Below are 25,093 nucleotides of genomic sequence, written 5' to 3' on the forward strand. Positions count from 1 at the left end.
ATGTTGGATAACGAAACGAAACAGAATTTGATTCCTTATCTAAAACTGATCGACGAGCCTATCACCTTTTCAGTCAGTTTGGATCATAGCGAAGCGTCTGAAAAAATGGCAGCTTTTACACAAGAAATCGCAGATATGTCTCCAAAAATCCTACTCGAAGAAAAAAATCTTTCTCGAACACCAAGTTTTGAAATCAATCGCCAGAAAGAAAGCGGCATCTGTTTCGCTGGGGTGCCTTTAGGTCATGAATTTGCATCATTTCTGCTTGCTATGCTGCAAGTTAGTGGCCGCCCGCCTAAAATCAGTGACTCGCTGTTAAATCAGATCGAACGAATAGACAAAGATCTACATTTTGAGACGTACGTCAGTTTGACGTGTCACAATTGCCCTGATGTTGTGCAAGCGTTGAATATCCTTTCTGTCATCAATCCAAAAATCTCGCACACGATGATCGAAGGAAGTGCCTACCAACAAGAAGTTGAAGCAAAGAAGATCATGGCTGTGCCAACTGTCTTTTTGAATGGCGAGGAATTTGGTAGCGGTCGAATGACCTTGGAACAAATCGTCGAGAAAATCGTGGGTACATCTCCAGATACAGAAACATTGAATACTGAGGAACTCTATGATGTGTTAGTGATTGGCGGCGGGCCCGCAGCTAGCAGTGCAGCGATTTATGCCGCCCGAAAAGGCATTCGGACGGGGCTAGTCGCTGATGCGATCGGCGGACAAGTAGTTGAAACATTAGGCATCGAGAATATGATCGGGACTCCTTATACAGAAGGCCCTCAGCTGATGAAACAAGTGGAAGAACATTTACGTACGTATCCAGTGGACATCATGACCAATCAGCGGGCTGTATCACTAAAAAGAAAAGAGAATCGGATCGAACTTGGCTTAGCTAGTGGTGTTTCTTTGCGGTCAAAAACAGCCATCATTGCAACTGGTGCACATTGGCGTCCGATCCACGTGCCTGGCGAAAAAGAATTCAAGAACAAAGGGATCGCTTATTGTCCTCACTGTGACGGTCCTTTGTTCAAAGACAAAGAGATCGCTGTGATTGGCGGTGGGAATTCCGGCGTAGAAGCAGCCATCGATCTTGCTGGGCTAGCGAAGCATGTCTATGTACTGGAGTTCCTGCCAGAATTGAAAGCCGATCAGATTTTACAAGAGAAACTGGCCACTTTGACAAATGTCACAGTGATCACAAATGCAGAAACAAATGAGATCAGCGGAGATACACAAGTGACTGGGCTGTCTTATATCGACCGCTCGACTGGGCTGGCACATGAATTGACGGTATCTGGTGTCTTTATTCTGATCGGTCTTCTTCCTAATACGGATTGGCTTGATGGGACATTGGCTTTAAATGAACGAAAAGAGATTATCACCGATCGATATGGGGCGACTGATATGGAAGGTGTGTATGCAGCTGGCGATTGCACAGATAGTGCCTATAAACAAATCATCGTTTCTATGGGCTCAGGAGCGACCGCCGCATTAGGTGCCTTTGACTATCTGATTCGAAAGCAGTCTTGAGCCAATCAACGAACTAAGCAGATCGGAGTTCTCTCCTTTCTGCTTTTTTATTGTTGCTATTTCTCTTTTTCTTATATAATAAAAGGAAAAAGGAGTACGCGCATGACACAAAATCGTATTTTTACCACTGCTTTTGCCAGTGTCTACCCTCTTTATGTCAAAAAGGCCGAAAAAAAGAATCGAACGAAGCAAGAAGTAGATGAGATTATCCACTGGCTAACTGGTTATTCTCCATCTCAATTAGAGCAGCAGCTTGAAAAGGAAGTCACCTTTGAAGAGTTCTTTAAAGAAGCTCCTTCCCTCAATCCTGCCCGCTCATTGATTACCGGTGTGATCTGTGGGGTACGAGTCGAAACGATCGATGATAAACTTATGCGCGAGATTCGTTATTTGGATAAGCTGATTGATGAACTGGCAAAAGGAAAGAAAATGGAAAAGATCCTAAGATCGGCTGATTAAGCGATCGTATCAGCAGGATGCTTCTGGTTTCTTTCGAAGTTTTCCTGACTAATTGATAATGCTTGGTGAAATCTCTTGTTCACGGTAGAATAAGGCAAAGGAGGTTATGAATATGTTTGATACGATGAAGCAAAATATCCAAAAATATGCTTTGCTACGAGCTCTTATCTATGTTGTGCTTGGGATTGTGATTGTGCTGAACCCTTCTGCTGTTTTCCATTTTATTGGTTATCTGATCACGGCTTACTTTGCTTTGCTTGGTATCCTCAATCTTTTCGAGGCTTACCGATTCAAAAAGAGAACTGGCTCATGGAGTTTAGGGTTGTTCAGCGGTCTGTTTTTCTTGATCGTTGCATTGATCGTCTTTGCCTTTGCACCGGCGATCGTCTCTATCTTACCAATTCTTCTTGGTTTGGCAGTCATCTTCAACAGTCTGTTCCAATTGTTCTTCAGCATGAATACAAAAGCAAAAGGCTGGAGTCTCTACAGCATCGTTTTGCTAATTGGCGGACTAGTCTTATTGTTCAATCCATTCAAGAGTCTGATGGTTCTCTTCCAAATCTTCGGGTTTATTTTGATCTTCATGGGGATTTTGGAAATCATCAATTTCATCAGAGTAAGAAGAATGTATTGATTTTTCATTTTTCAAGAAAAATAGTTTGATTGGCAGTATGACGTGATTAAACCTCGCGTCATACTGTTTTTTTATAAGTATATCGCCCGAAAAATTTAATAATGTGTGTTATGCTAATGGATGAGAATATTTGGAAGGATGATTATTTATGGAATTTATAGGTATTTTATGCCTGATTCTAATCTCTACGACGATCGGTTCTCATTTATCGAGACGGATCGGTATACCAGCTGTGATTGGTCAGCTGCTGGTAGGAGTGATTCTTGGCCAGGCTGGACTGAATTGGGTACATCCTAATATACTAGTTCATGACTTTTCGGAAATCGGTGTGATCTTACTGATGTTTCTGGCAGGATTGGAAAGTGATCTTTCTTTATTGAAGAAATATTTTCGTCCGGGTATGTTCGTTGCTTTACTAGGGATTATCTTTCCTGTAGTATTTGGTTGGCTCACGGGCGAAGCTTTCCAGGTTTCAGGAAATGAAGCAATATTCTTCGGGATCATACTGGCCGCAACATCTGTCAGTATTTCAGTGGAAGTTCTGAAGGAATTGAAGGTCGTCAATACAAAAGAAGGCTTGACGATTTTAGGGGCTTCTGTGGTGGATGATATTCTGGTTGTACTGGTGCTCAGCTTCAGTTTGTCATTTCTAACAGGGGAAACATCAGGGAGTACGCCAGTACCTCTTGTTTTACTCGAACAGGTTGTTTACTTTATTTTTATCTTTCTACTGGTCAAATGGGTCGCGCCATTCTTATTGTCCTTTGCTCAGAAATTGTACGCAAATTCATCGATTATTATCGTTTCACTGGTCCTTTGTTTAGGAATGTCTTACGTTGCGGATCTTGTCGGACTTAGCTCAGTCATTGGCGCTTTTTTTGCTGGGATCGCCGTCAGTCAGACAAAAGTCAAGGAAGAAGTGTACCACAATGTAGAAGCGTTAGGATATGCGGTATTCATTCCTGTATTTTTTGTCAGTGTTGGTTTGGAAGTCGATTTTTCTAATTTTGTCGAACAATTATTGTTTATTGCGATTTTGACGATCGTAGCGATCTTGACGAAGCTGTTTGGCGGGTATTTCGGCGCTCAGATTGCTGGGTTTTCGCAACACAGTTCTTTGATGGTTGGAGCAGGAATGATCTCTCGCGGAGAAATGGCGTTGATCATTTTGCAGATCGGGCAGCAAAGCAAAGTGATCGAGCCGCAATATTACTCCCCTCTTGTCATCGTCATTTTATTGAGTACGCTGATTTCACCACTGATATTGAAATACTTCACGAAAAAAGTCTATGACGTATGATATACAGAAAGATAAAAAGCAAGACCGTACGACTATCAATCCGTACGGTCTTGTTTTTTATTGATAATTCTGATTCAGATACTGCAATAATTCTGGTGCACGTTTCGTGGCAGAATCATCGTCTTCTTTGTTTTCAAGCATACTGATGACCATGTAGCCTTGATTGTCTGGATTGAAAGCAAATAAGAAGCTGTTCTCCTGACCTTTTTCGTCTTGCTTTTCCTTGATTTCTGCAGTACCAGTCTTGGCTGCTAAAGGAATCCCAAGAGCTGCAAGAGAATGTGCCGTTCCGTTCACATCCTGAACGACATCTCTCAAGTCAGGAACGATTGTCTGGACTGCTGACTCGCCCACCACGTTTTTCTTCTCTTTTGTTTCCTTGTCCGCGATCAGCTTCGGATAGATCAGGTTGCCGTTATTGGCAAATACGGAATACATCGCTGCTTGCTGGATCGGGTTGATCAGAAGCTGTCCTTGTCCGTAGCCTGTATCCGCCAGAAGGATTTCTGAGTTGAAGCTGTCTTCATTAGAGATTTGAGCAGGATCCATGCTGATAGGCAAGTCTAGATCCTCACCAAAGATAAACTTGTCTAATCCGCTACGGAATGCTTTTTCGCCCATTTTCAGTGTTTCTTGCGCCATGTAGATATTATCAGAATAGATCAAGGCAGTTCTTAAGTTCACTTGAGAGACATCACTTACCCGTGTTGCTTGATAGGATCCCCAAGAGCTGTCTTTCTGCCATTTCAAGCCATTGATCGTCAATACTTCATCGGGGTTGATGGTTCCATTATCTAGACCGATGGCTGCAGTGATCATTTTAAAAGTAGAACCTGGTGCGTACCCTGTCGCAAAACGACTGATAAATGGATGGTTCGGATTTTCCTCGTACGCTTTATAATCTTCCGCAGAGATTCCATTCGTCATTTTATTCGGATCAAAACTTGGTGAACTAGCAAGTGCGAGCAGATCACCAGTTTTCGGAGTCGTCGCAACAGTAGAACCAGCTTTCCCGCCAAGGCTGTCAAAAGCAGTTTTCTGCGCGTTTGCATCGATCGTCAACTTGATGTCTTGCCCATTTTTTACTTCATGTTCAAGTAATACTTCTTTTTCTGTTCCGTCAGAATCGGTGATACTTAGTTTTCCTCCGGTGGTTCCCCGTAGTTCTTTATCAAAAGCCATCTCTAAACCAGAACGGCCGATTTTACCATTACTACTCAATTCTGGGTTTTTTTTGATATCTTCTGCTGTGATATCGCCGACATATCCAATTAACTGTGCTGCGGCTTCGCCTAATGGGTAATATCTGCCATCGACTTCTTGTATGGTTGCTCCAGCAGGAAGTTCCGGTGTTTCGCCATCGATGATTTTCAATGGAACAAAGTAATCAGGCTGTACCCAGCTTTGAGAGATCGCTTGGTTGATCTCATCTTCTGTCAAATCGAAGGTCTTGGCGATTGCTTTGATATTCGCCGTTTTTTCGTCTCCTTCACCTAGTTTGTTCGGAACGACACCAAGCTGCTTCAATTTTCCTGTCGTTGCTAAAGGCTGTCCATTCCGGTCCAGAATCTCTCCTCTAGCTGCCTCTTGAGTAGTTAAGCTGACTTTGTCATTTCCTGACATTGAAGGAAAGATCAGACTCGGCTGCCAATTGATTTTTTCTTGTCCGTCATCTTTTGACAAAGTCCCTTTGTAAGAAAGATTTTTCAATTCGCCTAATGCCGTACTCATAGTTGCTTTATAGTTGAATGTATAGGTTGTATCGTCTTTTTTCTTTACGTCCAGATCCGAAATTGTTATTTCTTTGATGTCTGCAGCACCGTAGATATTTTGATATTTTTCCAGGATCTCCTGTTCTGACAACGCGCTTTTTCCGTCAGCCTTTTCAGCAGTGAGTTTCGCTGCTTTTTCATAGTCAGCTTTGTTCAAAGACTGGACAAACTGATTGATCGTTTTTTCTCCAGCTTTCACTGCTTGGGTTTCCTGATGATGCTGATAATAAAAATAGCCTCCACCTGCTGCAGCAAGTAGAATTACCGCTCCGGCTATATAAGCGCCCGTCCGATTCTTCTTGACGTGCTGGTCACTTCGTTTCATCGTTTTCCTCCCGCATTCTCTCTAAGTGATAGATTCATTTGTCACTTTTACTGCTTTATTTTAACACAATAAAAGAAGCCGGAACATAACAGGAATTGCTATTTCCAGCTTCTTTATGAAATTTTCTTTTATTTTTTGCTTACTTAGTCAAAAAAGCGTTAATTGCTTGCTGATTTTTAGTGAGATCTAGTTCGAGTACACTTCCAGAAGGAGTATAATCGTTGAAATCCCAGCTTCCGTCGACTGGTACGGAAAGTGTATCGATTTGTTTGTTTTTTCCTTTGACAAAATCAAGACCGCAGTCGATCAGGACGCTTTCTGGCAGATTCGTTTGGATACTACCTAACAGTTTCCCAACTGCTTTTGGCAGCTTGAAGATAGAAGTGACATCCTTCAGCTGATCAGAGATCGCTTTGATGACTTGCTGCTGACGCCGGATCCTGCCGAAGTCTCCCTCCTCATCTTCGCGAAAGCGTGCATATTGCAATAACGTATTCCCATCCATCTTCTGCGTCCCTTTTTTGATAAATACACCATCCAAATCGAGATTTTTTTCTGCATCAATCGTCACTCCATCTGGAAACAGTTCGTTCACGCAATCGATAAAATCCTGGAATGTGATACTAGCGTAATATGGCGCTTCAAATTTGAAATTCTCTTTCAGCGTCTTGTTAAGCAGTTCGACTCCTCCGTATGAATAGGCAGCATTGATTTTGTCGAAACCATATCCAGGGATATCGACGTATGAATCTCGCATGATCGAAATGAGTTTTGCTTTTTGTGTTTTTTGATTGTATTGAGCGACCATCAAGGAATCTGAACGCCCGTTTTCCTCTTTTGAGCGTGCATCGGAGCCGATCAAAGCTACATTTATCGTTGTTGGGATATTTTCAGGTTCTTCTTTTTTTACAGCTGCTGACTGTTTTACAGATGAAAAGCCTTGAACGAATTCGATGGAGAAAAAACCGATCACAACCGCAAACAGTAACAAGACTCCTAATATGACTTTTTGAAATGCTTTCATTTTCCATTCCTCTTTCTATCAGCATTCTAATATAAGTCCCATGCTTGAAAAATCGGCAGTTGTCCTTTATGATAATCCAAGCTGGGAAAATTCTCAGTATAGGTTTATTGTTTTTCAGGTCGATAGAGCGGCAACTCTTCGGCCTGTCTTCTAGACGAACAATTCAGCGAGAGCCCGATTCCTAATGAAAGAATCAAATAACTTGTTCCCCCATAACTGACAAATGGTAATGGCACTCCTGTCATGGGTATCAGTCCTGAGATACTTCCTATATTCATACTTGTCTGGCTGAGCAATAATGTCCCAAATCCTAAAAAAAACAGTCCTTCTTGTTGGTTTTTACATCGAGTACTTAGATAAAATAATCTCATACATAACAAGAAGAGCATCAGTAAAACGAACATCGCCCCTATAAGCCCTAGCTCTTCTGTAACGATCGAGAAAATAAAATCTGTTTCAGGTTCTGGCAGATAGCCTTTTTTCGTGATACTATTTCCGATCCCACGACCTAAAACTCCGCCGTTATATAAAGCATAGTAAGAATGACTCATCTGATAGCCTGCGCCATGTTCATCTGCAAATGGATCGCCGAGTGTCGTGATCCTCTCGTAAGCATGTTCGAAAATACTAGGGAGCCATCCTTTATTGCCTAAAAGCATCACTAAGGCTGCTGTCCCTACTAATAAAAGTACAGCTATTCCAACGACATAGAGCCCTTCTTTCACTGGAATAACCGCCGCCCAAAAGATAACGCCAGCAATCAGCAGGATCGTCAGTGCTCCAGCGATCTTTGGCTGGAACAATACGAGTAATGCTGTCCCTCCCGTGATCAGAATAGGAACAAGTATGTTTTTCGGTTTATTGAACGTATCCCGGAAAAACCAGCTTAAATAGAGGATTAGACAAAAATTGGCTAACTCTGATGGCTGGAATTGAACACCAAAGATCGAGATCCATCGTTGCGCACCATTGACAGTTACGCCAAATAGTCCGATTTTCACTAAAATCAAGAAGACAATAGCTAATGATAAGCCGTAAACTGCTAATTTAGGATGAAACAAATATTTCTTTTTCAGTGAATAACTAAAAGCGATCACTAGCCAGCTAATGAGGATAAAAATCAGTTGTCGGATCAATAAGCTTTTTGTGTCTGCACCGGCTGCTAACAAACGGTAGGAACTCGCACTATACACTTCTAAAAGACCAATCAGTGACAAGGCCAGATATGGACCTAAAATCAACCAATCGATCTTTTTCTTTTTTTTCATCGCATCACCTCCCTCTCAGTAACTGATTGTCAGGTAAAAGCAAAGAAAAACTATCGGGGCAGTCATCAAGCAATAGAAAAGGTCAGAAACCTTTTCGAACAAGAATTCTGACCTAGCATCATCTCATCGTCCGAGTTTTAGCACTATACAACGTAAAGAAGATATTCTTAGCTATTGGAAAAAGCCTTAATCCGACAGTTTCTGTTTTACCCATTGGCGACTTTCGACGTTTCTGGGCAATAGCCTATGTTTGTATAGGAGCCTCACCTAACAAGGTTATTACTATATTTTTTTGTTTTTTACGAATTCATCATATCCTTGTCGTCATTTTTTGGCAATACATTCTGAAATTAAATAACTAAATTTAAGAAAGATTAAGAAATGGACGACGTACAGAAAAACACCGGGGTCTGTTTCTGTGGATTGATAACAAATCAAGAACAGGCAGCCTCTTCTGTATTTTTTTACATCAAAGGTCGCCTGCTCGTGATTAATTTATATTTTTTTAAGTATTGAATTTTGATGCTTTAACTTTTCGGAATAAATAGTTTTAGTAATTACTTATTCAAATAGTTGAATAATCCGCCGATCGTTCGATCTTTCAGACTGATTTCTTCTCCATCATCGGCTGCTTCGACAACCATAAAATGATCTTGTAATGGCGGTACTTCTAAGTATTGTCCTTGTAAGAAAGCATTGACGTTTTCGTAGTCTTTCTCCATGATTTTTGCGTCTTCTGATACTTTATATTTGATTTTCAACATCGTTCGTTCTCTCCTTCTTGGCTGTACAAAAATAACCAGCCACTTTATGAACAGCTATATTCTATCACACTTCTCAAAAAACATCTGTTATTTTTATTCAGGACGAGGAATATTGATGATATCTCCGATCGTTGCATAATCATTTCCTGCCAATCTACTTATCGCTCCAAGCTTGACTGGATCGATCCGCCCTGTCTTCTCATCATATACGGATTCGTCTAAGTGATACTCTGTTACCTTTAGCAAGAAGAGATCAGCGGTCGTCTCTTGGTCCTTTATGATGGCAAGATGGTCATACAACCTCGTTTCGAAATGGACTTTTGCTTCTTCCAAGGCTGGGACTGCTATTGTATTGGAGTCTTTGACTGAAAATTCGGTCAGAGAAAGTTCACTTTCTTCTTGAGACAAGTTCGCCGCTGTTTTATTTGCTTCTTCTAGATTGTCTTCGTCTAGGATATGGATCACGGCCTCTTTTGTATCAAGGATATTCCGAGCGGTGTCTTTCAACTTGCCCTCTTTTCTTTGGATCGCTAGTGATAAGATCGGAGGATTCGAGCTCACGATGTTGAAGTAACTGAATGGTGCGATATTGATGATCTCTTCTTTTGATTTTGTCGCAACTACTGCAACGGGACGAGGAATGACGGAACCGATCAGCAGTTTGTAATTCTCCCGCTCTGTCAGTTCTGTCGGAGATTTTTTCAGCATCTGTCAACCTTCTCTCTATAAAATAGGCTAAAAAGCAGATTCTAAAAGGAAGGTTTCTCCATCCTTTAGAATCTGCTCTAAACTATCTATCAACATTTGGATTTTGTCAAGCAACTGCGCTGTTTTCAGTCATTTGCTTTTTTTGCGGCTTCGACATAGCTTTTCGTGATCAGCTGTGGTCGCGTGATGATCGAACCTACAACGACTGAAAAAGCCCCTGCTTCATAAGCTTTCGTCACTTGTGCTGGATGATTCGTGTGCCCTTCCATCACCACTGGCAAATCTACTTGCTCCACGATTTGCTTCAGCAGATCGATATCTGGTTCATCAGTTTTCCGTGAATAGTCAGTATATCCGGCTAACGTTGTTGATACTAAGTCGAACCCGTCTTCTTTTGCCTGCACTGCCTCTTCAAACGTCGAAATATCTGCCATTGCCAGCCTATTCCCATCATGGATCATTTTAACAAGTCCTGCGATAGACGTTTCAGTAGGCCTTTTTCGGGAAGTTGCATCAAGTGCGATGATCTCAGTTTCTGTACTTAAAAGTTCGCTGATTTCTTTTTCCGTTGGTGTGATGAATACTTCCGAGCCGTCATAATCTCGCTTGATGATCCCAATGACAGGCAGATCTACATTTCGCTTGATCTCAACGATATCATCGACTGTATTTGCTCGTATCCCAACTGCTCCACCTTCTTGGGCAGCTAAAGCCATTTTCCCCATAATAAATGAACTGTGAAGCGGTTCGTTCTCTAACGCCTGGCAAGAGACTACGACACCGCCCTTGATTTGTTTTAAAACATCCATGACATCTCCTCCATCTGATGATTAACGTTTTTATGCACATAAAAAATGTAACCCTTTTCTATTGAAGTGTCAATTCGTTTGGTTGCCAAGAACGAACGCTTCTTCATTTATAAACGACCTCAAATTCTTCGTATACGATCAGTTTATCTTCAGTAAATTCGATGCCTCGTTTTTCGCAGCATTCAGAAAAATAAGCTTCATGAACTTCACGCCAATAAGATAGACTTCTATCGCCTTCACCTTCTTTGAACGCTTGCCTTTCCGTAATCTGATTGAATGGGAGAATATCGACAGCGACATTTCTGATGATACATACTGGTTGGTTTTTCCCATCTAAGACAATCTCTAATTTGTTTTTCGCAGGAATAGATTCATGTGCAAATTCATATTCATCTAGCATGCTTGAAGTACCTGTTTTGATGCCTTCTGCTACTAATCGGCTCAGTTCATCAGCCATCTCTTCTGTATTCCCAAATGAAAAACCACTTAGTTTCTCCGCATGATACGCAGGAAATTCTAACTTGAAATTATGGATATATTCTTCGATTGCTGCAGTCATTTTGTTTTCTCCTTCTTTTAGCAGATACAAAAAAATCGTCTTACTCCTAATTGTACACTAAGAGTAAGACGAGTCACACATTTATTGGTTCAAGACAGCTAAGCTATCTTCGATGATTTGTTTTGGTGTCAAATGATAGCGCTGATACAACTCAGCTGCGGGGACACTATCTGTGAATTCTTTGTTAGCACCGAAATTCAAGACATTCATTGATGTGTTACCATAGAAACGACTGATTTTTTCACCAAATCCGCCTGACAAGCTGCCATCTTCGAATGTAAGAACTAGTTGATGATTCTCTTTCAATGCATCCAAGGTCGATTCATCTAATTCTGTAATCGTACCTGGATTGATCAAAGTAGCATTGATCCCTTCTGACTTGAAGGCTTCGGCTGCTTGCTTGCCTAATTCCAAAAAGCCGCCTAATGCAAGAATCGCTACTTTTTCACCTTGCGCTAACAGCTGATAAGCTGGTTGGCTGTAATCTTTGGCAATTGCTTCGCCATGCTGAACACCGTGAGCTGGGATCCTGATAGCCACTGGCTGAGCAGTTTGAGCGAGTGCCCAATCCAGCATTGAGATCATGTCTTCCTTCGTAGCAGGTGCAAGATACTTGATATTCGGGATACTTGACAGATATGGGATGTCGAATGTTCCCTGATGTGTCCGATCACTTGCAGAAATCGTTCCTCCACCCACTAAAATAACTGCTGGGTTTTCGTTGATAGCTAGGTCATGAGACAATTGATCATAAGCACGTTGTAAAAATGTGCTTGACTGGAAGACAACTGGGCGAACACCTTGAGAAGCTAAAGCAGACGCAAAAGTGATGGAATGCTGTTCAGCGATCCCTACATCAAAATAATGGTCTGGATGTTTCTTTTGGAATTCCTTCAGTCCGAACATCCCGGGAATAGCTGCATTGACAGCAACGATTGGCTGAGTGCTTGTTTGCGCTTTGTTATCCATATATTCCATGATGATCTGGTTGAACGATTCTCCATTGGCTACAGATTTTGCTTCCCCTGTTTCCAAATCAAAAGGCGCATGCCAGTGATATTTCATTTTATTGTCAACTGCAGGCTGATAGCCGTGTCCTTTTTCAGTGTGGACATGAAGAACGATTGGATGACTGATATCTTTTACTTCTTTGAACAAATCGATCACTGTTTCTAGATCATTCCCGTTTTCTACGTAACGATAATCGAAGCCCATTGCTTTAAACAAGTTGTTTTCGCTTTGCCCGTTGCTTTGACGCAATTCGGCTAGGTTACGATACAAACTTCCGTGATTTTCATCGATTGACATTTCATTGTCATTGACTAGGACGATCAGATTGGACTTCAACGCTCCGCCGTTGTTCAATCCTTCAAATGCCAAACCGCCACTTAAAGAGCCATCTCCGATAAATGCCATGATATTGCCAGATTCTTTTTTCAAGTCTCTTGCTTTTGCTAACCCGACAGCCAAGCTGATGGACGTTGACGTATGACCGACTGTGAAGAAATCATGTTCGCTTTCATGCTGGTTGGAATAACCAGTCACTTCATGATAGTGTCCTTCTTCAAAACCGTTCTTGCGCCCTGTTAACAGCTTGTGTCCGTAAGATTGGTGAGATACATCCCAAACGATCTTATCCTTCGGTGAATCAAATACATAATGGAACGCAATCGTCAACTCTGTAACACCTAGATTAGGACCGACATGACCGCCGAATTGGCTGTCTTTTTGCAGAATCATTTGACGCATCTCGCTTGCAAGCTGTGTCATTTCTTCTAGATTCAATTGTTTCACATCTGCTGGACGATTGATCTTGTCCAGTACGCGTAAAGCTGTGTTCATATGACATTCTCTCCTTTATCATACCTCATGCTTAAAGATAGATTTTTTAACACAGCAATCATTGTACTACTTAGAGTGAACTCCAAGTCAAGAGGATTTTAAAGGAAAATAAGGTGGATCGACTATGTATTTATTTTTCCACAAAAAAACTCCAAAAAGATCTTCGTCCTTTTGAAGTTTTTTTATCATTTTTAAAAAGTCTGCGGCGTGAACCGTTCTTTTTCAAGATGTAACGATTTGATTGAACGGCAAAGCTGCTCATCGATATTCTTCAATGAGATCTGGACCACTTTCGTTTTTTCGGTATCGAACCCTTTTTGGTAGACAGCAGCTTCACAAAACACGATTCGTTCTGACGCATATAAAAACTCTTCTGCCAATTCATCCAAATGATGATAGATCGTTGGATTGATCTCATTTTGTTCATCGATATACCCCACTAGCTTCTGACGATAATAGATTTGCTTGAAGGGATTGTCTGAAACGACAAAGATTTCTCGTTCCATAGTTTCCGACTCTTGATCAGTCGTCAGATAGATGCTCTTAACAAATTTCCGTACTAAGTTCTCGTTCCATCTGATACTAAGTTCATGTTTCTTTTTCCATGAATGCAAAATCTCAACGACACAAAGATAAAGTGCCTGTTCCTTTTCTGTCAACAAATAGATTTTTTCCGGCAGAAAAATCTGCCCATCTCCCCAAAAAGTTCGAATGAATTGCAGGAACGATCGCTTGAAAATAAAATGATCGACACAAGTTAGCTGAGTTTGTCTAGAAATCTCATTCGTCAGCTCTGTAAGTATCGGATGATTGGAGACGAACATTTCGTAAACGATGTCAAAATCTTTTCGCATCAATTCCATATTTTCATTGGTGTAATTCCTGGAGTTGAACAAGGAGAAGATATAATACACGTCTTCTTCCTGCAATTTAAGCCTATGTGCTTGTTCTTGGAGTCCTTGTGCGACTAGCTGGAACAACGGCTTTTTTTCTGCTTCGCATTTATCTTGTTCAGAGAAACTGATCGGATGATTTTTTCTTCCTAAAGCAATCTCTATCCCTCGTTGGATATACCGCTTTTCTTCCATCGGGTATCTTCTTTTGAAAAAATTTGTTTCCACATAACAGATCAGTTCCTCACAGGCTTGGCGGATGTCCCGGTTGTTATTTTCGTAGCCGTCCCAGTTGATATACTGTACTAATGCCAATAGGATGTTTCTGATGTCAAATTCCGGAATGATGATTTGCTTTGCTTTGAGATAATGGTTTTCCTTGAAAAAATCCAACACCGTTTTTTTGATCGCATAGACCTTGCTCAGTGAAATGAATTCCAGATCAGAAAGAGCTGTACTGCAAAATATGCCCTTGAAATAATAGCTTAAAAACCTTAAAAAGTACGATTGTCCGTAAAGAAATTGAGTCAATTCTGAGAGTAATATGCCGTGTTTGAAGACAATTCGATAAAGATGTTTCTTTTTCTCATGTTCTTCTATACAGTATTCCAAGCATTCGATCATACTTTCTAAGTCATGAACGATCGTAGGTGTCGATACATGAAGCAGATGAGCCGCTTCGTCAATATTGATTTCTTGAAATTCAAATAGCTGTTCACATAAATATACTTTGCGAAAGATATTTCGTTCAATATAGCTTTCCAACATTTTTGGTACACTCCTATCACGTTATCTGCTTTTTATTAAACCATAACTTAAGAAGCGTATTTTGTTTTCTTTTTGACAGAGAATCCCCTTTCTCGACCAATAAAAAATAACTGTGGTAAAAACCACAGCTATTTTTTCTGTTTTCTTTTGATAGATTCCTGATTTTATTCGAAAATATCCGCATCCAATTCCTTGATCACATCTTTTAACAACTGGATACCAGCAGCGCTGTTTCCATAAGGATCAAGTGCAGGGCTGAATACACCAATACCGAATCGATTCGGTACAGCAGCCATCAAACCGCCACCGACGCCGCTTTTAGCTGGCACACCGACATGAACTGAAAACTCGCCTGATTCATCATATAAACCGGCAGTTGTCATGATGGATTTTACGATCGTTGCACTTTCTTCAGAAACGATCTGCTGTCCATTCCAAGGAGCTACACCTTTATTGGCTAAAACAGCCGCGATTTTTGCAATGCCTGTTGCAGTCACATTGACCGAACATTGTCTGAAATAGGCATCTAGAATCTCTGTCACATCCCCTTCGATCATCTGATTCCCTTTCATATAATAAGCTAAGGAACGATTGATGTCTCCGGTTCTTGATTCAGAATGATAGATTTCTTCATTCAATGTGATACCAGGGTCATCGCAGATTTCTTTCATGAAAGTTAAAATACGTGAAAATCGTTCGTCTGCATCTTTCCCATGGATCAAAGAAGTCGTTGCAATTGCTCCGGCATTGACGAATGGGTTCATCGGATGTTTTCGATGGTTGATTTCCATATTCAAAATCGAATTGAACGCAAAGCCCGTAGGTTCTGTATTGATCGTTTCGAATACTTTTTCAAGTCCGTTGTCTTTGATTGCTAGCAGTAAGACTGGAACCTTGGACATACTTTCGATCGCAAAACGAACTTGTGCATCTCCGGCTTGGATCAGTCGATTGCTTTTCAAGTCATAAAGGGCCATTCCTAATTGTTCTGGGTTCACTTTTGCTAGCGCGGGAATATAATTCGCTACTTGTCCTGTTTGATAGTAATGAAAGTTTTTCCCAACTAATTGTTCTAATTCTTTCACATCCATATTCATAACCAGCTTTCTGTTTGTTTATTTTTGAGACGTGACTGCTTTAGCAGGATGGAACTTATGCCGACACGCGTAAATCGTGAATGGGATGACTAAAACGACCAGATAAGAGACGATCAGTATCGTTTCATAAATGCCGTGCTGTCCAGCGGCTATGCTTGCTGGCGGTACAAAAGAGATACCAAATGCAAACAAGGAAGTCAGTAGTCCAAGGCATGCAATGATCGTTTTCACGACTTTCCCACCTGGTACCTGATAAGCTCTTTCCAGATTTTCGTCAGTAAAGACTAATTTCAGATAACCGATAAAGAACATAAAGTACAACATCAGATAAATGACCACTGTCAACGACATAGCTGCTAAAAAGGAAAGATTGTTCCCGCCACCGCTCAACGTGAAAACAACTGCCCAGATCGTAGCTACGACCCCATTAGCGATCATCAAATGAGCTGGGACACCATGCTTGTTTTCTTTTGAAAAATATTCAGGGAGCAATCCTTCTTCTGCTGCTACGTGCAGTGCTTTCGAAGGTGAGGTCACCCAAGAGGCGATTTCTCCGATCACGCCAAGACAAACCAAGATAGCCAGTATTTTTGCGATCCATGCAAGCTGAGGATCGATGTGGCGCAATAAAAATTCAAGTGATTGGATCACGCCGGTATTCAAAGACAATCCTTGCTGAGGCACAGTTGTCGCAACAGTCAAACCACCGAATGTATCTAAAATGATTGCCAGAATAACTAGCACGAACATAGCCAACGGATAATCCTTTTTAGGATTTTCCATTTCATTCGCATGACTGGCAGAAGTCTCTACCCCCATGTACGCTAAAATGAACGATACGAAAACCACTAGAGTCGGCAATTTAGAAAAATCCGGAATCAGTGTTTTCATCGATAATGTCGTTTGAAGTGGTGCACCCGAAGCAACATAGTGAATCCCTAAGCCGAACAATACTAAAGCCGGTAATAAGATCCCTGCGACAAACCCGACACGGGCGATCAATGAAGTGTATTTCGTTCCTTTTAATTGGGACAAAAGGATCGCCCAGAAAATCACTAATAATATCGCTAATTTCAAAAATTTATTGTTTTGGATCGCACTGATCCCTGTGGCATAAGATAACGCACCAGTCAGAAAGTACAGCATGGTCAGATAACCGACTGTGATTTCAAACCACTGGAAAAAAATCGCAGCAAACCCGAAGCGTTTCCCTAACGTCCGGCTGACCCAAGTATAGACGCCACCTTTTTCCCAGCCTTTCACTGTCGCCATTTCTGCTGCACATAATGCAACTGGGATGAACCATAGCAATCCGCCCAATAAAAGGAAAAAGACTAAACTGAATCCGGATGTGGCGAAGGTAGGATATTCATATAACGAAACGACCATCGAGATCGTCATGGCTAAAAAGCCGAAGAATGTCAATTTTTTTGCAGGAATTTTCGTTTTGCTTTCTTGCATGAATCTTCCTCTTTTCTTTTAATGATAGTTTTCATTGAAGAAGGTGAAGTCTAATCCTTCTTCTTGTTCTTCTTTTGTAGTCGTGATCGTAGTTGCGTGCATCATCACTTTCAATATGCCTGTAGTCATCACATACGAATAAATCGCTACGACCAGTACACCCACGATCTGTACGCCCAATAAGAACCAGCTATGCGGACTTTCAAGATGTGTATTCTCAGCGAAAAGCCCGATCAAAATCGTACCAGTGAATCCGCCCATTCCGTGCACACCCCAGACATCCAGCGCATCGTCCCACTGCTTTTTCTTTCGAAAGTCAACAGCCACACGACAGACGATCCCTGCAATGATCCCAATCACTATGGCGCTCTTCGCACTCACATAACCGGCACAAGGTGTGATCGTCGCTAGACCTGCCACGGAACCTGTCAAGATATCCACAAAATCAAATTCTGCTCCTTTGAGACGTGTGACGATGAGCCAAGTGGCCATAGCAAAAGCAAGAGCGATAAATGTCGCTCCAAAGGCATTTGCTGCCTGAAAATCCGCCCGTAGCGAACCACCGGAATTAAAGCCGAACCAGCCAAACCAGAGAAGCCCAGTCCCGATTGCTGCTGCCATCAGATTACTATGCTGATTTCGTTCAGCCAATGGGATATCGCGCTGTCCTAGAGCTAGGATACAAGCCAATGAACCGAAACCAGCAGTCGTATGGATGACAGCACCTCCTGCAAAATCTCTAAATCCTACTTGGTCCAAGAACCCGCCGCCCCAGATCCAATGACAAACAGGAAAGTAAATCAACAAGTTCCAAAAAACAACTAATAAGACATAGCCTTTCAGGTTGATCCTTCCGGCAAATGCTCCAGTCATCAAAGGTACAGTAATGATGATAAACATCAGCTGATAAAGAAAAAACATCAGAAACGGAATCGTTGCTCCATGGAAAAGATTCGGATAACTGGTCACATGTCTCATCATAAAGAAATCGGCCGGATTACCGATGATCCCACCAATATCTTTGCCAAATGCCAATCCGAAACCGCCGAATACCCACATAACTGTAGTGATCCCTATCGATAGGAAAGATTGTGCCATAATTGTCAGGATATTATTCTTTCTGGCCAATCCCCCATAGAAAAACGCTAAGCCAGGAGTCATCAAGCATACCATCGCTGTACATAGAATCATAAATGCTGTATCCCCAGTGTTGATCGATAAATTGTTCATGTTCATCCACCTCCTTTCTATAGTCACGAGTATAGAGGAGGCTCTATCTGTTTTTTTCTTGAGTTTTTTCCATTTCTCCCTGGAAAATCAAAAAGAAACAAAATCGATAAAATACGAAGAAACTCTTTTATGATAACGTTAATCGAGCGTTCATTCTTTTTCCCAATCGTTGGAGAGCGTTTATTTATGTAAGAAAGCCATTTCTTTTTGTAAAATTTTTTTATTTTTTTGAAACAGCAAAAAAGACCGGGAACTAAATGTCCCGGCCTTTCCTTCTTTTATAGAATTATAATTTTCTCGCAAAGAATGAAACGATCAATACTAAAATGATTGCCCCAATCAATGAAGGTACAATTGCCATTCCTGCAATGGAAGGTCCCCATGATCCTAATAACGCTTGACCAAGCGCTGAACCAACAAGCCCTGCCACCACATTTGCAATGATTCCCATTGAAGAACCTTTATTTGTGATCGCTCCTGCGATTGCTCCGATAATTCCTCCGACGATTAATGACCAAATAAATCCCATTTTTCCTTACCTCCTAGTTTCTGATCTGCACGCTTACTGTACGCGTGGTTCTGTGTTTTCACGTACTTTTTGTGCGCCTTTGCCTACTGCTGCTTTTGCTTTATCTGTTTGTTTTGAAGCAAATTGTCCAGTAGATTTAGCAGCATCAGTGACTTTGTCTTGAACTGTTTCTTGATCTTTTTGATATTCTTCTTGAGTCTTGATATCTGCCACATTTACGTTGACTTCGATCACATCAAGATGTGTCATGTTATTCACTTCTGTACTGATCAATTCTTTGATTTGGTTGTAGATGTCTTCGATGTCTTTGCCGTATTCAACGATGATATCAAGATCGACTGCTACTTGTTTTTTCCCAACTTCAGTATTGATCCCAGCAGTTACATTGTCTGTATTGACTAGTTTTTCAGCCATGTTTGAGAAGAATCCACCGTCAAGTGTCAACAATCCGTCTACATCTTTCAATGCATAACCGATGATTTTTTGGATCACTTTGTCTTCATAAGTCAATTCGCCATTCATTGTACGATCAGCTCCTTGTTGGTTTGTTAAAGCGCCGTTCATGTTTTTCATGTCTTTGTTTTCCATATTCATGTCCTCCTATGATTTAAAAAATTGATCGAGCAATCCTGTCTGTTTTAAATAAAAACCGATACCTGCACCGATGGCTGTCATAATGATGAGTAGTAACGTTTTAAAGAAACCGACTGTCAGCCATAACACCGCTAGCAGTAAACCAAGTCCCCCGAAGATAATAGGGAGCTTGTATGCTGAAAATAATTCTTTCATTTTTTTGGCCCTCCTATTCTACTCGAGAGTGCTTGTGATCTCTCACATCCGTCTGATCCTGATACCCACTGTAAGTGACCGCCACTTTGATACTTTCTTTTGTACCAAGGACTTTTGTGACTTGCTCCTGGATATCATGCATCAATGCACCCGTTTTTCCTACCAACGAAGAAGTTCGCTTCAAGTCTCCTTTGACGTGAATGTTGATCCGGTTCTTAGTTGAATGTATCCTCACTTTTGGTGAATGAATAAATTCTTCTTCGTGTAAATGCGAACGTACAAGTCCCTCGATTGCTTTCTTGTCGATTGTCAGCTTGCCATCTTCACGCTTCAAGATGAATGTTCCTCTTGATTTTGGATAAAAAAGAATGACCAGCAAAAAGATAATAGCAAGAATCGCGAACACGACAGCCGCCCAGAAAATATATTGCTGCATGTAATAGTTAGTTATGGTAAAGAATCGAAAACGTTCCAATTGAGTGGGCAACATATACGGTGCATTGATTAACGCAATGGCTAAAAACACTGAAAGCAGCAGCAAACTGATGATTACACCAACTGTTTTTACCCCTTTATTCATTTTCCACCTCCTAAAAACTTATTTTGAACACTTTGATGGCTTCTACCAGTGATGAAAAACAGATTGACATCCAACTGAAAAGAAACTTTACGCTAACAAGCAACACAGCGTAAATGAAGCGCTACCAAAAGTTGTTGGTTCCCTAAAGTTTTTTACTGTTCCCTTGCTTGTGAAATAACATGATCTTTCCAGATGTCATTTGCTTTTTATTACTGGCTATACTTAAAGGATATTATTCAAGATTAAAAAATGCAAAGATAATGCTCAGTTATTATTACAAAAAATGTTTTTATTATTAAAATATTCTCTGAAAATAAAAAATAAAATAAATAACAATTGTAATTTTACCTGTCTTTTATCCCATGCTTTTATCATTTTCCTTCTCTAAAAGCTTTGAGAACTTTCTTTCTTCAATTCCGTATCTAAAGCAAAAAAAGCTGCACCGCTTCATACGGTACAGCTTTTCATTTGTGCTTTTTTCAATGCTTCCGGTATTTTTGGTTCGTATGTAGCAAAATGACAGCTGCCTTGAACAACTGTCAACGCATGGTCTGCTACTCCGATTGCTGCATTGGCAATGATCGTTGAAATTTTAGAACTTTTATTTCCCATTTTTTTCATCTAGAATCCATTCCTTTCTTTTTTTTATAAGGATCAGCAAGGTTGAAATAGACATGCCCAATAGTACCATCAGTCGCAAGTGATCATTCGGGATCCCGATACCGATCACTGTATCGCTTAATCCAGCCAATAACAACTTTCGATTCACATGACCTTTTTGTTTTGAATGACTCTGTGCGATAAAGGAATCTTTGACTCCTAGAATCAAGCAAATCAATAAGGCACCTAGCAAAAACATCCCTCGTGAAACAGCAATCCCTGCATGTTCTGCTAAAAAAGACAAAACAACTAAAAGGAAGATACTTTGCAGTGTACAAATCACGCTGTTGCTTGCATGATAACTACTTGTGAACATGCGCAGTATCACAAAAGCGATATGAGTGACAAACACAGCAAGTACGTTATTGAAAAGAATGGCTGCTCCATAGATAAAAATGAGTTTGATTGAGTCTACAAGTAAAATCGATAGTCCGTATTCTATTTTCGCTGTATCAAGCTCGGAGAAGTTCCCTCTTTCGCCTAATTTACTACTGATTTTTTTTGAAATTTTTTCTTCAAAAGAAATATATTCATCTGGCATTTATCTTTTCTCCCTTCTTTTTTATTATAGTAAAAAAACGAGCCAGTTATTGATAAACTCAAAAGTGCGTATGTTTACGACAAAAGTGTACATACTTCTGTTATTTACTGGTGTATTGAAAGAACGTGATGGGATTGGATAAAAAAGACAGAGCTGTGACAAAATCCTTGTCGCAGCTCTTTTTTCTCTAAGCAACGCCTAGCGATCCTCAAATCGCACCAGCAGATTTTTTAAATGTCTCGTCGAAGCTAAACAAATTGCGCCATTATTCATCGTTACGATTCGTTCTTTCCGGTCGATTTGAGCAATATTATCGATATTCACTACGAATGACTGGTGGCATCTGCAAAACGATTCGCTGAATTTTTCTATATCTTTGATTTTTCCAGTGTACTCAATGATTCGATTGTCTAAATGGACAATGATTTTATGTGGCAAAGAACTAGATTCAAAAAATAAAATCTCATCAACAAACAACTTGACCTGTACAGGCCCGCTTTTTACTTGAATTTGCTCTCTTGTCGGCAGCATCGTATCCATATATCGTTTGATCGTTACTTCGATACAATTAACCATTCTCTGTTGCAAAAGCGCATCGTCTTCTTTTACGATATAATCCAACGCTTCTACTTTATATAAAAAAGTGAGGTAAGCTAAATCCGTATAAGTCGTCACAAAAACGATCTTCGCTAAAGGATCATATTCTCTGATCCGTACAGCTAATTCGATTCCGCTCATCTCTGAATTTAGTTCAATATCCAAAAAATAGAGTCCTTCTGTTTTATTTTCACGAATGTAGGAAAGAATATCGTTGGGATTGGCGGTTTCCATCTGAAATTTGAAATCATAATCTTGCATCAGGATATAATTTTGGATAATTTTTGTCATCTTGTATCTGTACACTTTTTCATCATCACAAACAAAAATCTTCAACACGTTCTTTACACCTCGCTAATAGTGATTATTTGAATGAATTGATTTTGCTCAATCTTTGTTTCCAGATATACATTATTCGTTAAGCGAACTAACTCATCTAAATTGGCTAACCCGAGCCCGCGATTTTTTCCTTTTGTCGAAAAACCTCTTTCTCTCAACACATGAAGCTTTGGAAGAGCTTCTCGACATTTATTCGCTATGATAAACAAATAAGCATCATTAACACTCAATACTGTAAACATGATCTTGGGGTCCTCTACCATTTGGGATTCTTCAATCGCATTATCTAATATAATGCCCAACATTCGAATAAGGTGAATCGGGGGAACGCTTACTTTTCTGATTTCTTCAGAAATATTTATTTCAACTTTCACGCCTTGTTCGTAAGCAAGGTAAAGTTTGCTCAAAACGATACTTTTTATTTCCCGTATTTTTAAATTACCGATAGCTGCCATTTCAAAAATATCTTTTTCAAAAAATCCAGCTGTATCTTTAATATTGTCATAAAAGTATTCCTTCAAATCTTCGATATCTTCATTTTCAATATAATCTTCTAAAGAAATCAGTATATTTTTGTAATCATGTCTGAACTTGCGTATCTCTGTGTAATTCTTTTCGATTTGCTCACTATATTTTATTAGATATTTGATCTGATTTTTTTCTTCTTTATTTTCGTATTCTGTTTTTTTGATGAAAACAATATACATACAGATGATGGCAGATAATACGCCATAAATCACGATGAAGAAAGAATGCATATCAAGCAAATATTTTTTTAAGAAAGAGAAACGTTCCATGACAATAATTGAAAAGTATAGTAGGAAAGTAAGCGATGTACCTATTGAAGCTACGCGGATAAAAACTTTTTTTCTCATGATAATTCTATTAATAAAATGATGGAAAAAGATAGCTAATAAAAAGTAAATGATTGAGAATGAATAAAAAACTGCAATGATATTAAACTGAAAATCAAAGAACTCTGAGGTAATAACCGTAAATAAATAGTCTGCAAAGATATATAATAAAATGGTTAACGAACCATAAAAGAGCGCCGTGTAGATTTCCTCATCAAAGTAGACCAAGAGTAAACACATAAAAATCCAGAGAATTCCAGTTGTCATCACATTTACTAATTGGTAAAGAAACAAATAACATAAAGTACCACTCAAGCTGAATAATATGTATGTTGTATTTCTTAAATTCCTATCAAAGTAAGCTAAAATAAAAAACAGGAATCCTACTTGACTAGATATTATTAGTAATGTACTCATAGTTGATATATTCACTTTAGGACCTCCATAACGCACTACACATTATAAAAAATAATTACAAAAAATCTGTTAAATATCTGATTTTATCTTCCTCCTTCGTTCTTTGTTTGAACATTTCAATTATAACATGGTTTACTAACTTTTTGTAAATAATATAAATTATTTTATTGTGACAATACACCAAAAATACCGTTAGAAATAATACACAGGTGCTCATCCGATAGTTAATTTATATCTATTGCTTACTTTCCCTAGTAAAATGTGTTATAATAATAGATGTACGAAAAATATGTTATACGACACTTTAATTTGTTTTGTTGAAATTTATCCACACTGGCGTAACTACAGGGTTACAAGGATGTATTAGTGGTTAGGGAATACATTGTTTAAATGAGAAATAGTTAATTTTTAGTAATAGTCTTCACCCGCTTTAAATAATAATATTGATTCGTTAGATAGCCTTCTCTAAATAGAGAAGGCTATCGTTCATTTCCGGGGATACTCCCTTGCTTTTATCGTTTTTCGATAAATAAATATTGCAATACGATATTTTTATTGCTATATTTACTATATCAAAACATAAGAGGTGTTCAATCGATGAAATTCAAGACATTTATTTTAAAATCAGTCGTCTTAGGGTTAAGCGCCGTGTTTCTTCTATTCGGTGTACTCTTCTATACACAACTTGCTACGAGCGAAAAAGGGTTCCATTATGATTGGCAGACTCTGCTTTTTATCTCAGTCATTTTCTTTGCGCTAGTTTGCGGAATCGTGATTGCTTATTTTTTACTGGTGCTGCTTAAAAAAATCGAGCAGGGTCTTGCCTTCTCGAAAGAAAGTTTATCGATTTTGAAACGGATCCGGCAAACGATTCTTCTGATTGGCCTCGTCTTCTTCGGCTTACTGCCTAAGTTCCTGAAAGTAGCTGATTTAGACGATGCTCCAGGTTTGATGCTAGTTGGTTTAGCGATCGTTTTCCTTCCTTTTGCTGTCTGTACATTGACCAGTGTCTTGGAAAATCTGCTGGAAAACGCGATCATATTGAAAAAAGATCATGATTTGACTGTGTGAGGTGTAGATGATGGCGATTATTGTCAACTTAGATGTCGTGTTAGCTCAGAAAAAGATGAGCGTAACAGAGTTGAGCGAAAAAGTAGGGATTACGATGGCGAATATCTCTATTTTAAAAACAGGAAAAGCAAAAGCGATCCGCTTTTCCACACTGGAAAAAATATGTGAAGTATTAGAATGCCAACCTGGTGATTTGTTATATTACGAAAATGAAGATAATAAATAAAAGTTGGATGGAGAAACTGATAGTCTTCAACAAAAAGGCTA

26 protein-coding genes and 1 riboswitch are annotated in these 25,093 nt (G+C 39.7%); of the genes, 6 read left to right on the forward strand and 20 right to left on the reverse strand.

All coding sequences use genetic code 11. From position 1 onward, the window contains the following. The 4 genes from ahpF to G7Y42_RS10425 all read left to right on the forward strand — a co-directional run bounded on the left by ahpF (nt 1) and on the right by G7Y42_RS10425 (nt 3,929). The gene (gene ahpF, locus G7Y42_RS10410; protein ID WP_165005950.1) at nt 1-1,536 is read left to right on the forward strand and encodes an alkyl hydroperoxide reductase subunit F; all 1,536 of its coding nucleotides are present in this window, start codon (nt 1-3) and stop codon (nt 1,534-1,536) included. 102 nt (nt 1,537-1,638) lie between these two features. Further along, a complete protein-coding gene (locus G7Y42_RS10415; protein ID WP_165005951.1) occupies nt 1,639-1,995 on the forward strand; it encodes a DUF2200 domain-containing protein in 357 nt (118 codons plus the stop codon). 112 nt (nt 1,996-2,107) lie between these two features. Further along, nucleotides 2,108-2,629, forward strand: a complete 522-nt coding sequence (locus tag G7Y42_RS10420) for a DUF308 domain-containing protein (RefSeq protein WP_165005952.1) — start codon at nt 2,108-2,110, stop codon at nt 2,627-2,629. A 148-nt stretch (nt 2,630-2,777) separates the two neighbouring features. Next, nucleotides 2,778-3,929 carry a monovalent cation:proton antiporter-2 (CPA2) family protein gene (locus G7Y42_RS10425; RefSeq protein ID WP_165005953.1) on the forward strand — a complete coding sequence of 384 codons (1,152 nt, stop codon included), beginning with the start codon at nt 2,778-2,780 and terminating at the stop codon, nt 3,927-3,929. A 57-nt stretch (nt 3,930-3,986) separates the two neighbouring features. Here G7Y42_RS10425 and G7Y42_RS10430 read toward each other — a convergent pair whose 3' ends face one another. The 20 genes from G7Y42_RS10430 to G7Y42_RS10525 all read right to left on the reverse strand — a co-directional run bounded on the left by G7Y42_RS10430 (nt 3,987) and on the right by G7Y42_RS10525 (nt 23,770). Continuing rightward, entirely contained in the window at nt 3,987-6,026 is a 2,040-nt protein-coding gene (locus G7Y42_RS10430) for a penicillin-binding transpeptidase domain-containing protein (protein WP_165005954.1), read from the reverse strand. A gap of 139 nt (nt 6,027-6,165) precedes the next feature. Next, nucleotides 6,166-7,050: an LCP family protein gene (locus G7Y42_RS10435; protein ID WP_165005955.1), complete on the reverse strand. Its 885-nt coding sequence runs from the start codon at nt 7,048-7,050 to the stop codon at nt 6,166-6,168. A 104-nt stretch (nt 7,051-7,154) separates the two neighbouring features. After that, nucleotides 7,155-8,318, reverse strand: coding sequence for an FtsW/RodA/SpoVE family cell cycle protein (locus tag G7Y42_RS10440; protein ID WP_165005956.1), 1,164 nt, complete (start codon nt 8,316-8,318; stop codon nt 7,155-7,157). A 115-nt stretch (nt 8,319-8,433) separates the two neighbouring features. Further along, a riboswitch (M-box (ykoK) riboswitch) is annotated at nt 8,434-8,600 on the reverse strand. A gap of 275 nt (nt 8,601-8,875) precedes the next feature. Further along, nucleotides 8,876-9,082 (reverse strand): hypothetical protein, encoded by a 207-nt coding sequence (locus G7Y42_RS10445; RefSeq protein ID WP_165005957.1) that lies wholly within the window; start codon nt 9,080-9,082, stop codon nt 8,876-8,878. Between the two features lie 93 nt (nt 9,083-9,175). Beyond that, nucleotides 9,176-9,790 carry a flavin reductase family protein gene (locus G7Y42_RS10450; RefSeq protein ID WP_165005958.1) on the reverse strand — a complete coding sequence of 205 codons (615 nt, stop codon included), beginning with the start codon at nt 9,788-9,790 and terminating at the stop codon, nt 9,176-9,178. A 125-nt stretch (nt 9,791-9,915) separates the two neighbouring features. Continuing rightward, the gene (locus G7Y42_RS10455) at nt 9,916-10,599 is read right to left on the reverse strand and encodes an N-acetylmannosamine-6-phosphate 2-epimerase (RefSeq protein WP_165005959.1); all 684 of its coding nucleotides are present in this window, start codon (nt 10,597-10,599) and stop codon (nt 9,916-9,918) included. 103 nt (nt 10,600-10,702) lie between these two features. Then, the gene (locus G7Y42_RS10460; RefSeq protein ID WP_165005960.1) at nt 10,703-11,158 is read right to left on the reverse strand and encodes an ASCH domain-containing protein; all 456 of its coding nucleotides are present in this window, start codon (nt 11,156-11,158) and stop codon (nt 10,703-10,705) included. Between the two features lie 81 nt (nt 11,159-11,239). After that, nucleotides 11,240-13,000, reverse strand: a complete 1,761-nt coding sequence (locus G7Y42_RS10465; RefSeq protein WP_165005961.1) for a 1-deoxy-D-xylulose-5-phosphate synthase — start codon at nt 12,998-13,000, stop codon at nt 11,240-11,242. Nucleotides 13,001-13,191: 191 nt separating this feature from the next. Continuing rightward, entirely contained in the window at nt 13,192-14,661 is a 1,470-nt protein-coding gene (locus G7Y42_RS10470) for a hypothetical protein (protein ID WP_165005962.1), read from the reverse strand. Between the two features lie 164 nt (nt 14,662-14,825). Then, a complete protein-coding gene (gene glsA, locus G7Y42_RS10475; RefSeq protein ID WP_165006057.1) occupies nt 14,826-15,752 on the reverse strand; it encodes a glutaminase A in 927 nt (308 codons plus the stop codon). 24 nt (nt 15,753-15,776) lie between these two features. Further along, the gene (locus G7Y42_RS10480) at nt 15,777-17,219 is read right to left on the reverse strand and encodes an amino acid permease (RefSeq protein ID WP_165005963.1); all 1,443 of its coding nucleotides are present in this window, start codon (nt 17,217-17,219) and stop codon (nt 15,777-15,779) included. Nucleotides 17,220-17,237: 18 nt separating this feature from the next. Beyond that, nucleotides 17,238-18,449, reverse strand: coding sequence for an ammonium transporter (locus G7Y42_RS10485; RefSeq protein ID WP_165005964.1), 1,212 nt, complete (start codon nt 18,447-18,449; stop codon nt 17,238-17,240). 286 nt (nt 18,450-18,735) lie between these two features. Further along, nucleotides 18,736-18,978, reverse strand: coding sequence for a GlsB/YeaQ/YmgE family stress response membrane protein (locus tag G7Y42_RS10490; RefSeq protein WP_002291278.1), 243 nt, complete (start codon nt 18,976-18,978; stop codon nt 18,736-18,738). 33 nt (nt 18,979-19,011) lie between these two features. Beyond that, nucleotides 19,012-19,566, reverse strand: coding sequence for an Asp23/Gls24 family envelope stress response protein (locus tag G7Y42_RS10495; protein ID WP_165005965.1), 555 nt, complete (start codon nt 19,564-19,566; stop codon nt 19,012-19,014). A 12-nt stretch (nt 19,567-19,578) separates the two neighbouring features. Further along, on the reverse strand, nt 19,579-19,767 hold the full coding sequence (locus G7Y42_RS10500) for a DUF2273 domain-containing protein (RefSeq protein ID WP_165005966.1): 189 nt from the start codon (nt 19,765-19,767) through the stop codon (nt 19,579-19,581). A 13-nt stretch (nt 19,768-19,780) separates the two neighbouring features. Next, a complete protein-coding gene (amaP, locus tag G7Y42_RS10505) occupies nt 19,781-20,347 on the reverse strand; it encodes an alkaline shock response membrane anchor protein AmaP (RefSeq protein WP_165005967.1) in 567 nt (188 codons plus the stop codon). Between the two features lie 447 nt (nt 20,348-20,794). Then, nucleotides 20,795-20,968 (reverse strand): cyclic lactone autoinducer peptide, encoded by a 174-nt coding sequence (locus G7Y42_RS10510; protein WP_241161943.1) that lies wholly within the window; start codon nt 20,966-20,968, stop codon nt 20,795-20,797. Further along, the gene (locus tag G7Y42_RS10515) at nt 20,949-21,548 is read right to left on the reverse strand and encodes an accessory gene regulator B family protein (RefSeq protein WP_165005969.1); all 600 of its coding nucleotides are present in this window, start codon (nt 21,546-21,548) and stop codon (nt 20,949-20,951) included. The genes G7Y42_RS10510 and G7Y42_RS10515 overlap by 20 nt, the downstream gene beginning before the upstream one ends. 198 nt (nt 21,549-21,746) lie before the next feature. Beyond that, the gene (locus G7Y42_RS10520; RefSeq protein ID WP_165005970.1) at nt 21,747-22,484 is read right to left on the reverse strand and encodes a LytTR family DNA-binding domain-containing protein; all 738 of its coding nucleotides are present in this window, start codon (nt 22,482-22,484) and stop codon (nt 21,747-21,749) included. 5 nt (nt 22,485-22,489) lie between these two features. Next, on the reverse strand, nt 22,490-23,770 hold the full coding sequence (locus G7Y42_RS10525) for a GHKL domain-containing protein (protein ID WP_165005971.1): 1,281 nt from the start codon (nt 23,768-23,770) through the stop codon (nt 22,490-22,492). Between the two features lie 582 nt (nt 23,771-24,352). Here G7Y42_RS10525 and G7Y42_RS10530 point away from each other — a divergent pair. Next, nucleotides 24,353-24,826 (forward strand): DUF2975 domain-containing protein, encoded by a 474-nt coding sequence (locus tag G7Y42_RS10530; protein ID WP_165005972.1) that lies wholly within the window; start codon nt 24,353-24,355, stop codon nt 24,824-24,826. A gap of 10 nt (nt 24,827-24,836) precedes the next feature. Then, the gene (locus G7Y42_RS10535) at nt 24,837-25,052 is read left to right on the forward strand and encodes a helix-turn-helix transcriptional regulator (RefSeq protein ID WP_165006058.1); all 216 of its coding nucleotides are present in this window, start codon (nt 24,837-24,839) and stop codon (nt 25,050-25,052) included. Nucleotides 25,053-25,093: the final 41 nt, after the last annotated feature.

Origin of the sequence: Enterococcus sp. ZJ1622 (genome assembly GCF_011038845.1) — a bacterium.
Classification (GTDB): Bacteria; Bacillota; Bacilli; order Lactobacillales; family Enterococcaceae; genus Enterococcus_B.